12 protein-coding genes are annotated in these 16348 nt (G+C 70.0%); 9 read left to right on the top strand and 3 right to left on the bottom strand.

What is annotated here, in order from left to right:
• Window positions 1–106: 106 nt before the first annotated feature.
• A complete protein-coding gene (rpsB, locus tag E4F61_RS02740; RefSeq protein WP_133478106.1) occupies window positions 107–934 on the bottom strand; it encodes a 30S ribosomal protein S2 in 828 nt (275 codons plus the stop codon).
• Between the two features lie 406 nt (window positions 935–1340).
• Between rpsB and map the strand changes: the two genes are divergently transcribed.
• The 7 genes from map to E4F61_RS02705 all read left to right on the top strand — a co-directional run bounded on the left by map (window position 1341) and on the right by E4F61_RS02705 (window position 10480).
• Window positions 1341–2117, top strand: coding sequence for a type I methionyl aminopeptidase (gene map, locus E4F61_RS02735; RefSeq protein WP_133478104.1), 777 nt, complete (start codon window positions 1341–1343; stop codon window positions 2115–2117).
• Entirely contained in the window at window positions 2114–4774 is a 2661-nt protein-coding gene (gene glnD, locus E4F61_RS02730) for a [protein-PII] uridylyltransferase (protein WP_133478102.1), read from the top strand. The genes map and glnD overlap by 4 nt, the downstream gene beginning before the upstream one ends.
• Window positions 4771–5694, top strand: a complete 924-nt coding sequence (dapD, locus tag E4F61_RS02725; protein WP_133478100.1) for a 2,3,4,5-tetrahydropyridine-2,6-dicarboxylate N-succinyltransferase — start codon at window positions 4771–4773, stop codon at window positions 5692–5694. Before glnD ends, dapD begins: the two co-directional genes overlap by 4 nt.
• Before the next feature lies 1 nt (window position 5695).
• Window positions 5696–6055 carry a Spx/MgsR family RNA polymerase-binding regulatory protein gene (locus E4F61_RS02720; protein WP_133478098.1) on the top strand — a complete coding sequence of 120 codons (360 nt, stop codon included), beginning with the start codon at window positions 5696–5698 and terminating at the stop codon, window positions 6053–6055.
• A gap of 15 nt (window positions 6056–6070) precedes the next feature.
• Complete coding sequence (gene dapE / locus E4F61_RS02715; protein WP_133478096.1) at window positions 6071–7204, top strand: succinyl-diaminopimelate desuccinylase; 1134 nt, start codon at window positions 6071–6073, stop codon at window positions 7202–7204.
• A 40-nt stretch (window positions 7205–7244) separates the two neighbouring features.
• Complete coding sequence (xth, locus tag E4F61_RS02710) at window positions 7245–8384, top strand: exodeoxyribonuclease III (RefSeq protein WP_133478094.1); 1140 nt, start codon at window positions 7245–7247, stop codon at window positions 8382–8384.
• Window positions 8385–8815: 431 nt separating this feature from the next.
• A complete protein-coding gene (locus E4F61_RS02705; RefSeq protein WP_133478092.1) occupies window positions 8816–10480 on the top strand; it encodes a M28 family metallopeptidase in 1665 nt (554 codons plus the stop codon).
• Between the two features lie 85 nt (window positions 10481–10565).
• On the opposite strand, the gene E4F61_RS02700 is transcribed toward E4F61_RS02705, so the two are convergent.
• A complete protein-coding gene (locus tag E4F61_RS02700) occupies window positions 10566–11210 on the bottom strand; it encodes a hypothetical protein (protein ID WP_133478090.1) in 645 nt (214 codons plus the stop codon).
• A 133-nt stretch (window positions 11211–11343) separates the two neighbouring features.
• Entirely contained in the window at window positions 11344–13569 is a 2226-nt protein-coding gene (locus tag E4F61_RS02695) for a M3 family metallopeptidase (protein ID WP_133478088.1), read from the bottom strand.
• Window positions 13570–13726: 157 nt separating this feature from the next.
• On the opposite strand from E4F61_RS02695, the gene E4F61_RS02690 reads away from it, so the two are divergent.
• Both E4F61_RS02690 and E4F61_RS02685 read left to right on the top strand, forming a co-directional pair.
• Window positions 13727–14149 carry a CBS domain-containing protein gene (locus E4F61_RS02690; protein WP_133478086.1) on the top strand — a complete coding sequence of 141 codons (423 nt, stop codon included), beginning with the start codon at window positions 13727–13729 and terminating at the stop codon, window positions 14147–14149.
• Between the two features lie 146 nt (window positions 14150–14295).
• Window positions 14296–16335 (top strand): amidohydrolase family protein, encoded by a 2040-nt coding sequence (locus E4F61_RS02685; RefSeq protein ID WP_133478084.1) that lies wholly within the window; start codon window positions 14296–14298, stop codon window positions 16333–16335.
• Window positions 16336–16348: the final 13 nt, after the last annotated feature.

Raw genomic sequence — 16348 nt, 5'->3', positions numbered from 1 at the left:
AAGGTGTCCCGCGGGGCGGGACGACGTGGGGTCGCGGACTGCGAGCCCCACGCGCGGATCTGGAACCGCGGTGGCCATGCGGGTGCATGGCCACCGGGTGGAACGCTTACTCGGCGGCCGGTGCGTCGGCGCGGCGCGGCGCGCCCTTCTTGGCCGGTGCGCGACGCGGACCCTTGCGGTCGTCCTTCTCGCCCGCCTCGGCGCCTTCGGCGGCGGCGAAGTCGTCCTCGCGGACCGACGCGGCCTGCGGCATCGCGGCCTTGCCCTCGAGCACGGCTTCAGCGGCGGCGTTCGCGTACAGCTGCACGGCGCGGATCGCGTCGTCGTTGCCCGGGATCGCGTAGTCGACCAGCTCCGGGTCGTAGTTGGTATCGACGACGGCGACCACCGGGATGCCGAGCTTCTTGGCTTCCTTGATGGCGATGTCCTCGTGGCCGATGTCGATCACGAAGATCGCGTCGGGCAGGCGGTTCATCTCCTTGATGCCGCCCAGCGACGCTTCGAGCTTGTCGCGCTCACGGCGCAGGCCCAGCACTTCGTGCTTGACCAGCTTCTGGAACGTGCCGTCGGTCTCGGCGGCCTCGAGCTCCTTCAGGCGCTGCACCGACTGCTTGACCGTGCGGAAGTTGGTCAGCGTGCCGCCCAGCCAACGCTGGTTCATGTACGGCATGCCGCACAGCTCGGCCGCTTCCTTGATCGCCTCGCGCGCGCTGCGCTTGGTGCCGAGGAACAGGATCATGCCGCGGCGCTGCGCGACGCCCGAGAGGAAGTTCATCGCGTCGTTGAAGAGCGGAACGGTCTTCTCGAGGTTGATGATGTGGATCTTGCCGCGGGCGCCGAAGATGTACGGACCCATCTTCGGATTCCAGTAGCGGGTCTGGTGGCCGAAATGAACGCCGGCCTCCAGCATCTGGCGCATGGTGATCTGGGGCATTGCGGTAACTCCAAGGCAGTGGAACCCGGCCGCGGAAATGGGCGGCCGCCCGCTGGGCGGGCATGGATTCCGGGGTTGGGCCTCCCTGCCGCTTCCGTGGCCGAACCTCTTGCGAGGCACCCCGGCACGGGCGGTGGCGACAGGTGTGTATTCGCCCGGGACCGCGATCGGCGGTGCCCTGCGCCCGGCGTGGGCGGTTCGCGGTGGTCTGCGAAGCCGGGAATTGTAAGCGGGACGGGCACTTGGGGCAACCGACGGTGCCGGCGCCGCGAAGGGTTCCGGGCCATCGAGGAGGCGGGGCCGCCGCCGACGGCGTCCCGTGCCGTGGAACAGGGTGACGCCGCGGGCGACGGCGCGTCCCATTGCGGCGCGGCTGTGAGCACAGGTGGCGCGGCATAATGTCGGGATGCCGATCACCCTCAAGACCCCTGAAGACATCGAGAAGATGCGCGTCGCCGGCCGCCTGGCCGCCGAGGTGCTGCAGATCGTCGCGCCCCACGTGAAGCCGGGCGTGACCACCGAGGAACTCGACCGCATCTGCCACGACCACATCGTCAGGGTGCAGGGCGCGATCCCCGCGAACGTCGGCTACAAGGGCTTTCCCAAGACCGTCTGCACGTCGGTCAACAACGTGATCTGCCACGGCATCCCGAGCGTGGGCAAGGTGCTGAAGGACGGCGACATCGTGAACATCGACGTCACCGTCATCAAGGACGGCTGGCACGGCGATACGAGCCGCATGTATTTCGTCGGCACGCCGTCTGTGATGGCCAAGCGCCTCGTCGACGTGACCCGCGAGGCGATGTTCCGCGGCATCCGGACGGTGAAGCCGGGCGCGACGCTCGGCGACATCGGCCACGCGATCCAGCAGTACGCCGAGGGTGAGCGCTTCAGCGTGGTGCGCGAGTACTGCGGACACGGCATCGGCCGCATCTACCACGAGGATCCGCAGGTGCTGCATTACGGCCAGCCGGGGCAGGGGCTCGTGCTGAAGCCGGGCATGACGTTCACCATCGAGCCGATGATCAACGAGGGCACGCGCCACACCAAGGTGCTGCCGGACGGCTGGACCGTGGTGACCAAGGATCGCAAGCTCTCCGCGCAGTGGGAGCACACCGTCGCGGTCACCGATGACGGCGTGGAGATCCTCACCCGCCTGCCGGGCGACGACAACGATCTATGAGCGACGCCGCGGCCGACGCCGCCGCGTGGCCCGTTTCCGATGAGGCGACCGACGCCGCGTGGATCGCGGCGGCGCGCGCGCGGCTGGCGTCCACCGCGAACTCGCTCGCCGCCGCCTTCGATGCGGGCGGTGCCGACGTCGATGTAAGGCCGCTCATCGCGCGTCGCTGCGCGGATGTCGACGGCATCGTCGCGGCCGCGTGGCGGCGGGCGATGGGAGCGGTCGACGGCGAGGGCGACGCGACGCCGGCGCTGTTCGCGGTCGGGGGATACGGCCGCGGCGAGCTTTTTCCACAGTCCGACGTCGACCTGCTCGTGCTGCTGGGCGACGAGGCGCAGGGTCGGCTGGCGCCGGCGATCGCGCGCTTCGTCGCATTGCTGTGGGACGCCGGCCTGCCGGTCGGCCATGCGCTCCGCTCCGCGCAGCAGACGACGGTGGCCGCACGGGCCGACATCACCGTCCTGACGTCGCTGCTCGAAGCGCGACCGCTCGCCGCGTCCGCCGATGCCTTCGCGCGGCTCATCGAGGCGATCGACCCGGCACATGTCTGGCCGCCCGCCGAATTCTTCCGCGCCAAGCGCGACGAACTGCGCGCGCGCCACGCCCGCTTCGGCGACACGGCCGACAACCTCGAGCCCAATCTCAAGGAAGGGCCCGGCGGCCTGCGCGACCTGCAGACGTTGCGCTGGATGGCGCTGCGCGTGCTGGGCACAGGCGACTTCGCGTCGTTGATCGCGCTGGGCCAGCTCGGCGCCGACGAGCAGGCGACGCTCGATCGCCAGTACGACGTGCTCGCGCGGCTGCGTTTCGGCCTGCACCTCGTCGCGGGACGTCGCGAGGAGCGGCTGCGCTTCGATCACCAGAAGGCGCTCGCTGCCCGGCTCGGGCTGGTCGATGCGCCCGGCGCGCTCGCGGTCGAGCAGATGATGCAGACGTTCTACCGGAGCGCGGGGCTGGTGCAGCGCATCGGCGACCGCCTGCTGCAGCGGTTCGAGGAGCAGCTGGAAGGCGAGGGCGACGTGGCGCCGGTGGATGCCGCGTTCGAGCTGCGGCGCGGTTACCTCGCCGCGCGCGACGCCGGCTGGCCGCGTGACGCCCGCGACGTGGTCGCACTGTTCGCCGCGTGGGCCGCGTGCGATCCCGCCGCAGTGCGCGGCCTGCATTCGCAGACGGCGCGCCTGCTCGCCGAGTTCCTGCCGCGCATCCCGGCCTATCAGGAAGCGAATGTCGACCTGCGCGACGCCTTCATGGCGCTGCTGCGCGGCCCGCGCGCCGTGCGCACGCTTACCCGGATGGCGCGCCTCGGCGTGCTCGGCCGCTGGATTCCCGCGTTCGCGAACGTGTCGGGGCGGATGCAGTTTGACCTCTTCCACGTCTACACCGTCGACCAGCACACGCTGGCGGTGCTCGCCAACATCGAGGCGTTCGAGCGCGGCGGCGACGAGCGCTTCTCCGTCGCGCACGAGGTGATCCCGCGCCTGCGCAAGCCGGAGCTGCTGCTGCTCGCGGCGCTGTTCCACGACATCGCCAAGGGCCGCGGGGGCGACCACTCGGAACTGGGCGCCGTCGATGCGCGCGCGTTCAGCGAAGCGATGGGACTGCCGCCGGGCGATGTCGCTACCGTGGAATGGCTGGTGGCGCAGCACCTGCTGATGTCGATCACCGCGCAGAAGCAGGACATCGCCGATCCCGACGTGATCCACCGCTTCGCGGCCAAGGTGGGCGATCGCGAGCGCCTGGAGCTTCTGTACCTGCTGACCTGCGCGGACATCGCCGGCACGTCGCCGAAGTTGTGGAATGCGTGGAAGGACCGCCTGCTCGCCGACCTGTACATGGCGACGCGCCTCGCGCTGCGCCGGGGGCTCGAGAACCCGCTCGCGGCCGCCGAGCGCGCGGCCGAGACCCGCGCGGCCGCCGTCGCGCTGCTGCGCGAGGCGGGCATCGACGCGCCCGTGATCGACGACGTGCTCGCCCGCATGCCCGACATCGGCTTCCAGCGCGCGCGTCCCGACCAGATCGCCTGGCAGGCGCAGGCGCTGCTGGCGCTGGGTGCGCGCGATACCTGCGTGGCGGTGAGGCCACTCGCCGATGCCGGCGCGCTCGAAGTGTTCGTGCACTCGCCGGACCGCGACGGGTTGTTCGCGGCCATCGTGATCACGCTCGACCGCCTCGGCCTCGCGATCGCGCAGGCCCGCGTGCTCGACGGCCCGGGCGGTCGCGTCTTCGACAGTTTCCAGGTGGTGCCGGCGGATGCGCGCCGGCAATCCGCTGCGGACGCGGTGGCGCATCGGCTGACCCAGGTGCTCGACGGCCCCCTCGACGCGCTGCGTCCCGCGCGCCGCGCGCAGCCGACCCACCTCCGGCATTTCCGCATCGTGCCGCGCATCGGCTTCGACGACGTCGCCACGCCTCCACGGACGCTGCTCAGCCTCGTCTGCACCGACCGCCCGGGCCTGCTCGCGGACGTCGCGCTGGTGCTGCGCGAACAGCGCATGCGCGTGCACGATGCGCGCGTGGCCACCTTCGGCGAGCGCGCCGAGGACGTGTTCCAGATCACCCGCGTCGATGCCGACGGCAACGACGAGCCGCTTGACGAACCCCACCAGCAGGCGCTGCACGATGCGCTGCGCGCCTGCCTCGACGGAGACTGCCCATGAGCCCGCCGGCCAAGAAGACCGCCGCGAAGAAGACCGCTGCCAAGAAGAGCGCGCGCCGCAAGGCTGCGCCCGCGCCGAGCGGCCCCGGCCACGACGAGCTGAAGTTCACCATCGACAGCGCCTGGGAGCGCCGCTCGATGCTGACGCTCGACGAGATCGAGGGCTCGACGCGCCCGATGGTCAACCTCGTCATCGACCGCATCGAGTCGGGCGAATACCGCGTCGCCGAGCCGGACGGCAAGGGCGGCTGGAAGGTCAACGAGTGGCTCAAGAAGGCCGTGCTGCTGTACTTCCGCACGCAGGACATGGAAGTGGTCGAAGCGGATCCCGCGCCGTTCTGGGACAAGGTGCCCGCGCGCTTCCGCGATTTCGACGAGGCGGCCTTCCGCAAGGCCGGCATCCGCGTCGTGCCCGGCGCGATCGCGCGTCGCGGCTGCCACATCGCGAAGGATGTCGTCCTGATGCCGAGCTTCGTGAACATCGGCGCCTACGTGGGCGAGGGCACGATGGTCGACACCTGGGCGACGGTCGGATCGTGCGCGCAGATCGGCAAGCACTGCCACCTCTCCGGGGGCGCCGGTATCGGCGGCGTGCTGGAGCCGCTGCAGGCCACGCCGACGATCATCGAGGACCACTGCTTCATCGGCGCGCGCTCCGAAGTCGTCGAAGGCGTGATCGTCGGCCACCACTCGGTGATCGGCATGGGTGTCTTCCTCGGGCAGAGCACGCGCATCTACAACCGCATGACCGGCGAGATCAGCTACGGCTACGTGCCACCGGGGAGCGTCGTGGTATCCGGCCAGTTGCCCGCCGCCGACGGCTCGCATTCGCTGTACTGCGCGGTCATCGTGAAGCAGGTGGACGAGAAGACGCGCGGCAAGACCTCGATCAACGACCTGCTGCGCGGGCTGGCCGACTGACATGGCGACCACGCTCTACGGCCTGGCCAACTGCGACACGTGCCGGAAGGCGCGCAACTGGCTCAAGCGCTTCGACGTCGCGCACGACTTCGTCGACTACCGCGACGTGCGGCAGTCGCCGGAGACGCTGGTGGCGTGGAAGGACGCGCTCGGCGGCTGGGACGCGATGGTGAACAAGTCGTCGACCACGTGGCGCGGCCTGCCGCCGGCACGTAAGACTCCGGGCTCTGATGCGGAGTGGAAGCTGCTGCTTCGCGAGCATCCGCAGCTGATCCGTCGACCGGTGGTGGTCACCGATGACGGTGCGGTTTCCCAGGGTTTCACCGACAACGGCTTCAAGAAGCGCTTCGGCATCGGCTGAGGCGCGGGAGACTCCATGAGCGACGTCCTCGACCTGACCCGCGCGCTGATCGAGCAGCGCTCGCTCACGCCGGACGACGCCGGCTGCCAGGCGCTCATCGCCGCGCGCCTCGGGGCCGCCGGCTTCCACTGCGAATCGATGCGCTTCGGCGACGTCGACAACCTGTGGGCCGTGCACGTCGGCGACGAGACGGGGCCGACGCTGGTCCTGCTGGGGCATACCGACGTGGTACCGCCCGGGCCGGTCGAGGCCTGGTCCAGCGACCCGTTCACGCCCGACATCCGCGGCGGACTGCTGTACGGCCGTGGCGCGGCCGACATGAAGGGCAGCGTGGCCGCATTCGTGGTCGCGCTCGAGCGGTTCGCGCGCGAGCACCCCGCACATCGCGGCCGCGTCGCACTGCTGCTGACGTCCGACGAGGAAGGCGTGGCGATCGACGGCGTGCGTAAGGTGGCGGACGCGTTCCGCGCGCGCGGCGAGCGCATCGACTGGTGCATCACCGGGGAGCCGTCGTCGAAGGCCGTGCTCGGCGACCTGCTGCGCGTGGGGCGCCGCGGATCGCTGTCGGCCACGCTCACGGTGCGCGGCGTGCAGGGGCATGTCGCGTATCCGGAGAAGGCGCGCAATCCGGTGCACGAGGCGATGCCCGCGCTCGCCGAACTCACGTCGCGCAGGTGGGACGACGGCTACGAGACGTTTCCGCCGACGAGCCTGCAGGTCAGCAACGTGCTGGCGGGCACCGGTGCGAACAACGTCATTCCCGGCGAACTGCAGGTGCTGTTCAACCTCCGCTACAACCCGCACTGGACGGCGGCGCGGCTGGAGCACGAGTGCAATGCGATGCTGGCGCGCTACTGCCAGGACTACACGATCGACTGGCACCGCAGCGGCGAACCTTTCTACACGCCGGATGGTGAACTGCGCCGCGCGGCGCGCGAGGTGCTGGCCGAGTTCGCCGGCGCGCCGCCGGAGGAGAGCACCGGCGGCGGCACGTCCGATGCGCGCTTCATCGCGCCGCTGGGCACGCACTGCGTGGAGATCGGGCCGGTGAACGCGAGCATCCACAAGGTCGACGAGCACATCGCGGTCGCCGATCTCGAGCGCCTTCCGGACCTCTACTTCGCGCTGATGCAACGCCTGCTCGGCTGACCTCACCGGGCCTGCACGGATCGGCCCTAGCATCGGTCGCATGGCCCGGTTGAAGATCGCGACGTTCAACATCAACGGCATCCGCGCGCGCCTGGGCGCGCTGCTCGAGTGGCTCGAGCGTGAGAAGCCCGACATCGCCTGCCTGCAGGAGCTGAAGGCACCCGACGAGGCGTTTCCGCAGGCGGACGTCGAGCGCCTGGGCTACGGCGCGCTCTGGCACGGGCAGAAGTCGTGGAACGGCGTGGCGATCCTCGCGCGCGGGACGCAGCCCGAGGAACGCCAGCGTGGGCTTCCGGACGATCCGGACGGCACCCAGAGCCGGTACCTCGAAGCCGACGTCCACGGTCTTCGCGTGGCCTGCCTGTACCTGCCCAACGGCAATCCGTGGCCCGGTCCGAAGTTCGAGTACAAGCTGCGTTGGTTCGCGGAGCTGCAGCGCCGCGCGAAGACGCTGCTCGACGGCGGCGCGCCCACCGTGATGTGCGGCGACTTCAACGTGGTGCCGACCGATGAGCTCGACATCTACAACCCGGCCTCGTGGCGCAAGGACGCGCTGCTGCAGCCCGAGAGCCGCGAGGCCTGGTTCGAGCTCCTCGCGCAGGGCTGGACCGACTCGATCCGCGCCGTGCACGGCGACGCACGCATCTACACGTTCTGGGACTACTTCCGTAAGCACTGGGAGCGCGATGCGGGCCTGCGCATCGACCACCTGCTGCTCAGCCCGACGCTCGCGCCGCTGCTGAAGGACGCGGGCGTCGACCGCTGGGTCCGCGGCCAGCCGGGTGCCAGCGACCATGCGCCGACCTGGGTCGTGCTCGACACGGGCGGTGCGGGCACAGCGGCCGCGAAGCGCGCGGCGCGGAAGACCGCCGCCCCGTCGGCGGGCGGCGGTCGAGCGCCGGGTCTGGGCGCCCGCAAGACCGCCGCGAAAGGCAAGGACGCGGCCAGTTCCGGCGCCCGAGGCGCGGTGGCGGGCGCCAGCCCGACCTCGACCGGGAAAACGGCGAAGCAGCCGCGCGCGAAGAAGGCGATCGCCAAGAAGGCGGTGGCGAAGAAGGCGGTGGCGAAGAAGGCGGTGGGAAAGAAGACCGCGCCGTCCGGGGCCAAGCGAAAACCGGCGGCCTCCGCAGCGCGCAAGGCATCGCTGCAGCGCGCCGGATCGAAACGGACCGCCCACTAGAGCCCAACGTCGTCTGCGTGATGGCGAACCTGACCGTCGCGTTCATTCATCCGTTCAGCAAGCCGCATTCAGGCGGCCCAAGCGGCCGTATCGTCGCCCCGGATGAGACCCCCGGGCGACAGACTAGGCGGCTCCCCCGCAGCACGCCGTCTCCCCATGTCCCAGAGTTCCCGCAGCAGCAACCCCCGTCTTCCGCCCCGCCCACCGGCCGTGCCCGCCTCGGATGCCGACCGCCTGCGCGAGGGTCTTCCGCTCGAATCCGGCGAAGCGTTGCCGCCGCCGCGGCGTCCCCTCCACTGACGGGCGCTGCGGCCGGACCGAAGCGTTCATCGAACCGGAGGCGTTCGCGGCGAAATACGGCCGCGACCGCGTGGGCGGGGTCTAGCCGCTTGCTACCATCGGCCGGTTGTCCACCCCTGAAGAGGTCTGCCTTGTCCAGGTTGCTCAGCGTTTCCGTCCTCACCGTCGCGCTCGGCCTCGCGCTGCAGCCCGCGCACGCCGCCAAGTCGCCCGACATCAGCCCGCAGCGGCTCTCGTCGATCGTCCGCACGCTCTCGTCCGACGCGTTCGAAGGCCGTGGTCCCGCCACCGCCGGCGAGACGAAGACGGTCGATTACCTCCTCGCGCAGATGAAGGCCGCCGGCCTGCAGCCGGGCGGCGACCTGAAGGACGGCAAGCGCACGTGGACGCAGCCGGTGCCGCTTCTGCGCGCGTCGATCAAGGGCGCGCCGCAGCTCGCGTTGAACGCGGGCGGGCAGTCGCAATCGCTGACGCAGGGCGAGCAGATCGCCGTGCGCGCCGCGATGAACGGCGACAAGTCCGTGTCGATCCAGAACGCACCGCTGGTGTTCCTCGGCTACGGTGTGAACGCGCCGGAGCGCAACTGGAACGACTTCGCGGGCCTGGACCTCAAGGGCAAGGTCGGCGTCGTGCTGATCAACGATCCCGATTTCGAGACGGGCCAGGGCGACTTCGGCGGCAAGGCCATGACCTACTACGGCCGCTGGACCTACAAGTACGAGGAAGCGGCGCGCCAGGGCCTGGCGGGCCTGCTGATCGTCCACGAGTCCGAGCCGGCGTCGTACGGCTGGGCGACGGTCAAGAACTCGAACACGAACACGATGTTCGACGTGGTGCGCGACGATCCCAAGGCCTCGCATCCGGCGCTCGAGGCGTGGATCCAGCGCGACGTCGCGGTCGACCTGTTCAAGCGCAGCGGCCTCGACTTCGATGCATTGAAGAAGCAGGCGCAGGCGCGCGGCTTCAAGCCGGTACCGCTCAAGGACGCCACGTTCTCGGCGAAGTACGACGTCGACAGCCAGGTGATCACCTCGCAGAACGTGGTCGGCCGGCTGGTCGGCAAGAAGCGCCCCGACGAGACCGTGATCTACAGCGGTCACTGGGACCACCTCGGCGTCGGCGAGCCGGATGCCAAGGGCGACCGCATCTACAACGGCGCCGTCGACAACGCGACGGGCATCGCCTCGCTGCTGGAGCTCGGCCGTGCGTTCGCGAAAGCGCCGCGCACCGATCGCTCGGTCGTGTTCCTCGCGGTGACCGCGGAAGAGAAGGGCCTGCTCGGGTCCGAGTACTACGCGTCCAAGCCGGTGTATCCGCTGGGCAAGACGGTGGGCGTCATCAACATGGACGCGCTCGATCCGCACGGCCTGTCGAAGAACTTCACGACGTCGGGCAGCGCGAAGGTGGAGTTGCTCGACCGGCTCACCGCGAAGGCGAAGGCCTGGGGCCTGGCCTACAGCCCCGATCCGCATCCGGAGGCCGGCCACTTCTTCCGCTCCGACCACTTCCCGTTCGCCAAGCGCGGCGTGCCGGCCATCTCCTACGGCTCGGGCAACGACTGGGTGGAAGGCGGCGTCGCGGCCGCGGAAGCGTCGGACAAGGCCTACACCGCCGATCGTTACCACCAGCCCGCCGACCAATGGGAAGCCAGCTGGACGTTCAAGGGCATGGCGCGCGACCTGCAGATGCTCTATTCGCTCGGCCGCGACCTCGCCAACTCGAACCAGTGGCCGAACTGGGGCCAGGAGTCGGAGTTCCGCGCGGCGCGCGACGCGAGCGCCGCCGACCGTCGCTGACCGACCGTCGACGAGCGCGAGAACGGGGCCTTCGGGCCCCGTTTTCGTTTGCGCGACCGTCGGCCACGCCGCGCCGCCCTGCCCGTTACTTCGGCGTCATCGCCACGTCGATCCGCTCGATGTGCCAGCGACGCTGGGCCTCGGTCGAGCCGGGCACGTCGTTGACGCGGCGCACGACGACTTCGCCCATGCGCGGACGCGGGTTGGCGACGCTCGCTGCCGGAACGAACCGCACCGGGACGGTCACGTACATCGAGCCCGCCGCGCCCTCGATGCCGCCCGGCGCGTCCACTTCGGTGTGGTACTCGCCGAGCGCCTTGAAGTCGCGGCGGAACGCGGCCGCCTTCGCCGCATCCCCCCACCTGGCGTCGGCATCGGCGGTACGGTCGGCGTCGAGCAGCGCGAAGTACGTTTCGACCGCCGTGGCGGCCGCCTGCGGCGAGTTGATCGGCGCCGGGCCGGGCTCGGGCAGCGACTCGCGCGGCGCCGGCGCTGCGTCGCGCGATGCGCCGTCGTCCGACGCGGGCGGGGCCGGGGCGGGCGCGGGCGTGTCGGACGCGGTCGCGGTCGCGCTCGGCTCGCCCGCCGCCGGCGGCGGTGTCGCATCCGCATGCTCAGCAGGGGGCGCGGATGGGGCGCAGGCGGCCAGCAGGAGGCTCGCCGCGAGACCGCAGAGCCCGAGGCGCGCGGGCGCAAGGGGACGGGGCGTCGATCGGTTACGAGCGGTCATCGTCGTCATCTCCACGGAACGGATGGCCGAGATTGCCGCATTCGGCGGCGGTGCCCGGTGAGCGCCGTCCGCGGATGAAGAAAAACCGCCCGGATCGCTCCGGGCGGTTTCGTTGAACGCGACGCCGCGACGCTTACTTCGTCGGCGCGGTGACCGGCGGCGTGGTGTCGGCCGGCGCCTTGCTGTCGTCGGTGGTGGTGTCGAGGCCGCGGCGCTTCAGCAGCGGCTCGATCCACGGATCGCGGCCGGTGTAGTTGCGGAACAGCACCATGGCGTCCTGGCTGCCGCCCTGCGACAGCAGCGTGTCGCGGAAGTGGTCGCCGTTCTTGCGCGTCAGGCCGCCGTTCTGCTTGAACCACTCGACGCTGTCGGCATCGAGCACTTCCGACCAGATGTAGGCGTAGTAGCCGGCCGCGTAGCCGCCCATGATGTGGCTGAAGTACGGCGTGCGGTAACGCGGCGGTACGGCGTAGAAGTCGACGCCGTCCTTCGCGAGCGCGGCGGCCTCGAACGGCATCACGCCCTTCGCGTCCGGCACCTGCGCGGCGGGCATCTGGTGCCAGCGCTGGTCGAGCAGGGCGGCGCCGAGGTACTCGGTCGTCGTGAAGCCCTGGTTGAACTTGCTGCTGGCCAGCACCTTGTCGAGCAGTTCCTTCGGCATCGGCGCGCCGGTCTGGTAGTGCTTGGCATAGTTCGCCAGCACTTCCGGCCAATCGGCCCACATCTCGTTGACCTGCGACGGGTACTCGACGAAGTCGCGCGGCACGCTGGTGCCCGAGAAGTACGGGTACTTCACGTTCGAGAACATGCCGTGCAGCGCGTGGCCGAACTCGTGGAACATCGTGGTCACTTCATCCCACGACAGCAGCGTCGGCTGGCCTTCCGGCGGCTTCGGGATGTTGAGGTGATTGGCGATGACCGGCAGGTAGCCCGTGAGCGCCGACTGGTCGACGTACGAGTTCATCCACGCACCGCCGTTCTTGCTCGGACGCGCGTACATGTCGGACAGGAAGATCGCGAGCTGCTTGCCGTCCTTGTCGAACACGTCGAACACGCGCACGTCGGGCTCGTACACCGGCAGGTCCTTGCGCTCCTTGAACGTCAGCCCGTACAGCTTGTTGGCGGCGAAGAAGACGCCGTTCTGCTGCACGTTGTCGAGCTCGAGGTAGGGCTTGAGCTGCGACTCGTCGAAGTTGTACTTCGCCTGGCGCACCTTCTCGGCGTAGTACGCCCAGTCCCACGGCTCGAGCTTGAAGGTCGGCTGGCCCTTGGCCTTCTGTTCCTTGTCGATCATCCCCTGCAGGTCGGCGGCCTCGCGCTTGGCGTTGGCCACCGCGGGCGGCGCCAGCTTGGCGAGCATGTCGTTGACGGCTTCCGGCGTCTTGGCGGTCTGGTCTTCGAGCGCGTAGGCGGCGTAGGTCGGGTAACCCAGCAGCGCGGCCTTCTCGGCGCGCAGCTTGGCCATCTGCGACACAATGCCCGTGTTGTCCCACTTGTTGCCGCGGCTGCCGCGCGAGATCGACGCCTTGAAGATCTTCTCGCGCAGGGCGCGGTTGTCGAGGTAGGTCAGCGGCGGCTGGATCGTCGTGTTCTGCAGCTCGATGACGTACTTGCCCTCGAGCTTGCGGTCCTTCGCGGCCTTGGCGGCGGCGGCGATGGCCTCGTCCGGCAGCCCGGCGAGCTCGGCCTTGCTGTCGACCACGACGGCGAGGTCATTGCGCTCGGCCAGCACGTTCTGGCTGAACTGCGTGCCGAGCTTGGCCATCTGCGCGTTGATCGACTTCAGCTGCACCTTCTGCGCGTCGGTCAGCTTGGCGCCGGCGCGGACGAAGTCCTGGTAGTACTTCTCGACCAGGCGCAGGCCCTGCGCATCGAGGCCCAGCGACGCACGCTGGTTGTAGAGCGTCTCGACGCGGGCGAACAGCTTCGGGTTGAGGAAGATCGCGTCGTTATGAGCGGCGAGCTTCGGCGAGTACTCGGTATCGAGCTTGTTGCGCGCGTCGTTGGTATCGGCGCCGACCAGGTTGCCGAACACGGTCAGCGCGCGACGCAGCACCTGGCCGCTCTTCTCCATCGGAATGATGGTGTTGTCGAAGGTCGGCTTCGCCTTGTTGTTGGCGATCGCGTCGATTTCCCTGAGCTGCTCCGCCATGCCGCGGTCGAAGGCCGGGGCGAAGTCGGTGTCCTTGATCTTGTCGAACTGCGGGTAGTGGAGCGGCAGCGGGCTCGGCGCGAGGAAGGGATTCACGTTGGACTTCTGGCTCTTGGCGGGCGCGGGGGCTTTCGCGGCATGCGAGACCGCCGGGGCGGCCATCGTCGTCAGGGCGATCGCGAGCGCAAGGGCGAGAGGATGCTTCATGGGGGAGCCTCGACGGAGTGAATGCGGCAGGTTAACCGACGGTCGCTTTACCCGCCCATGACGAAAGCCATACGGTTGCCGAACGCGTGCGACTTCACGCTTGGGCGACCGACCGGCCCGCACCTTGGCCGCCTTCACTTCGAGAGAGGAGCCTTCGATGGACATCCGCAGCGTCATGACCCCCGACCCGGCGAGCTGCCAGGCCGCCACGCCCGTGCGCGAGGTCGCCCGCCTGATGCTCGAGAACGACTGCGGCCTGGTGCCGGTCATCGACGCGGCCGGCCGGCCGGTGGGCACCGTGACCGATCGCGACGTCGCGCTGCGCGTGGTCGCCGAAGGGCGCGACCCGCAGCAGTGCACCGCACAGGACTGCATGACCAGCCCGGTCACCACGCTGGGCGTGGACAGCAGCCTGGCCGATGCGATCCAGCTGATGGAGAACGAGCAGATCCGCCGGCTGCTGGTGGTCGACGCGGACGGTCGTCTCTGCGGCGTGGTGGCGCAGGCCGACATCGCGCTGAGCGGCCGCGACCGCAAGACCGCCGAGCTCGTGCGCGGGGTGTCCGAACCGAAGCACTGAGCGCGCGCGTCCGTCGTACCGGCATGCCGCCTCCGGGCGGCATGTTTTTTTGCGCCGCGGCGGGCGGCGCGACGACCGGCGACGGCGGTCCGCCGCGTGCGCGCTAGGCTCGGCGGGCGCCGCGCCGGCGCCGAGGAGATACGCCGATGAAACCGCTCGCCCGCCGCCTGGCACTCGCGCTGCTGCTGCTCCCCGCTGTTCCCGCGTGGTGCGCCGAGACGCAGCGCTGGGTGGTGCTGGTCGACAACGGCAAGCAGGCCGGCCAGCAGGTCACCACGCGCGGCGACGATGGCGTCGTCCGCAGCGAATTCGTGTTCAAGGACAACGGCCGCGGCCCGGAGATGAAGGAGGAGTTCGAGCTCGCGCCCGACGGCACCTTCGCGCGCTACCGGGTGACCGGCACCTCGACGTTCGGGGCGAAGGTCGACGAGTCGTACCGCCGCACCGGCGACCGCGTCGAATGGAAGACGACCGCGGACCGCGGAAGCCGCACGGTCAGCGGCGTCGCCGAGTACGCGCCCCTCGCGGGCACGCCCGCCGCGACGGAGGCGACGGTCGCGGCGCTGGCGAGGCGGACGGACGGCCGCCTGCCGCTCGTGCCGGGCGGCGTGCTGACGATGCGCGAGGTCGCGCGCGAGACGGTCGCGAACGGCGACCACCGCAGGACGGTGCGGCTGCTCGCGCTGACCGGGCAGGGCCTGACTCCGAACTTCGGCTGGTTCACCGACGACGCGGTGCCGCGCCTCTTCGCCTTCATCGCGCCGGGCTTCCTGCAGATGCTGCCGGAAGGCTGGGAAGCCAGCGGCGCCCAGCTCGAAGCCCGGCAGAAGAAGGCCGAAGGCGAGATGCTGGCCGCGCTGCAATCGCAGCTGGCCAGGCCGATGCCCGGCACCACGCTGATCCGCAACGTGCGCGTGTTCGACAGCGTGGCCGCGACGCTCCTGCCGCCGCGCGACGTGCTGCTGCGCGACGGGCGCGTCGTTGCGATCACCCCAGCGTCGAACGCCCGGGCGGATGCGGATCGCAGCATCGACGGCGGCGGCCGCGTGATGCTTCCGGGCCTCTGGGACATGCATGCGCACGTCACGCGCTGGGACGGCGGGCTCAACCTCGCGGCGGGCGTGACCAGCGTTCGCGACATGGGCAACGACAACGCGTCGCTGCAGCAGATCATCGCCGAGGAGAAGGCCGGCACGCTGCTGATGCCGCGCATCGTGCCCGCGGGCTTCATCGAAGGCGAAAGCGCGATGTCGGCGCGCAACGGTTTCGTCATCAAGGATCTCGACGAGGCCAAGAAGGCGGTCGACTGGTACGCCGCGCACGGCTACCCGCAGATCAAGATCTACAACTCGTTCCCGAAGGCGGTGCTGAAGGACACCGTCGCCTACGCGCAGTCGAAAGGGCTGCGCGTGAGCGGGCACATCCCGGCGTTCCTGCGCGCACGCGACGCGATCGACGACGGCTACGACGAGGTCCAGCACATCAACCAGCTGATGCTCAACTTCCTCGTCGACGACACGACCGACACGCGCACGCTGGAGCGCTTCTACCTGCCGGCGAAGAAGGTGGCCGACCTCGACTTCGACAGCCAGCCGGTGCAGGACTTCATCCGCCTGATGGCGGAGAAGAAGATCGCCAGCGATCCGACGCTGGCGACGTTCGAGTTCATCCACCAGCGCGACGGCACGATGTCGCCGATCATCGCGCCGGTCGCGGACCACCTGCCGCCCGACGTGACGCGCAGCCGCATGGCCGCGGAGATGGACATTCCGGACGACGCCACGTTCCAGCGCTACGACAAGTCCTTCAACAAGATGGTCGAGTTCGTGGGTCGCCTGTACAAGGCGGGCGTGCCGATCCTCGCGGGCACCGACGAGATGCCCGGCTTCACGCTGCAGCGCGAGCTGGAGCTCTACGTGCAGGCCGGGCTGACGCCGTCGCAGGCGCTGCAGGTGGCGACCTTCAATGCCGCGACCGTCGCGCGTGCCACCGATCGCGGCGTGATCGCGCCGGGCAGGACCGCCGACCTCGTGCTCGTGGACGGCGACCCGACCGCGAACATCGCCGACCTGCGCAAGGTCGCCCTGGTGATCAAGGGTGAGACGGCCTATTACCCCGCCGAGATCGACCGGGCGCTCGGCATCTCACCGTTCGCCGAGCCCGTGCGGATCCCGTCCGCGAAGTAGCGCCAGCACGTTT

Origin of the sequence: Cognatilysobacter segetis (assembly GCF_004359965.1) — a bacterium.
In the GTDB taxonomy this organism is placed as follows: Bacteria; Pseudomonadota; Gammaproteobacteria; order Xanthomonadales; family Xanthomonadaceae; genus Cognatilysobacter; species Cognatilysobacter segetis.
Note: the sequence above shows the minus strand (reverse complement) of the source record. Positions and strands in the feature narration are given on the sequence as shown.

What these genes read in the sequence shown, in the direction of transcription:
- dapE (WP_133478096.1), top strand. Translation starts at nt 6,071, where the DNA reads ATGAGCGACGTCCTCGACCTGACCCGCGCGCTGATCGAGCAGCGCTCG.
- E4F61_RS02720 (WP_133478098.1), top strand. Translation starts at nt 5,696, where the DNA reads ATGGCGACCACGCTCTACGGCCTGGCCAACTGCGACACGTGCCGGAAG.
- E4F61_RS02700 (WP_133478090.1), bottom strand. Translation starts at nt 11,210, where the DNA reads ATGACCGCTCGTAACCGATCGACGCCCCGTCCCCTTGCGCCCGCGCGC.
- dapD (WP_133478100.1), top strand. Translation starts at nt 4,771, where the DNA reads ATGAGCCCGCCGGCCAAGAAGACCGCCGCGAAGAAGACCGCTGCCAAG.
- E4F61_RS02690 (WP_133478086.1), top strand. Translation starts at nt 13,727, where the DNA reads ATGGACATCCGCAGCGTCATGACCCCCGACCCGGCGAGCTGCCAGGCC.
- glnD (WP_133478102.1), top strand. Translation starts at nt 2,114, where the DNA reads ATGAGCGACGCCGCGGCCGACGCCGCCGCGTGGCCCGTTTCCGATGAG.
- map (WP_133478104.1), top strand. Translation starts at nt 1,341, where the DNA reads ATGCCGATCACCCTCAAGACCCCTGAAGACATCGAGAAGATGCGCGTC.
- E4F61_RS02695 (WP_133478088.1), bottom strand. Translation starts at nt 13,569, where the DNA reads ATGAAGCATCCTCTCGCCCTTGCGCTCGCGATCGCCCTGACGACGATG.
- xth (WP_133478094.1), top strand. Translation starts at nt 7,245, where the DNA reads ATGGCCCGGTTGAAGATCGCGACGTTCAACATCAACGGCATCCGCGCG.
- E4F61_RS02685 (WP_133478084.1), top strand. Translation starts at nt 14,296, where the DNA reads ATGAAACCGCTCGCCCGCCGCCTGGCACTCGCGCTGCTGCTGCTCCCC.
- rpsB (WP_133478106.1), bottom strand. Translation starts at nt 934, where the DNA reads ATGCCCCAGATCACCATGCGCCAGATGCTGGAGGCCGGCGTTCATTTC.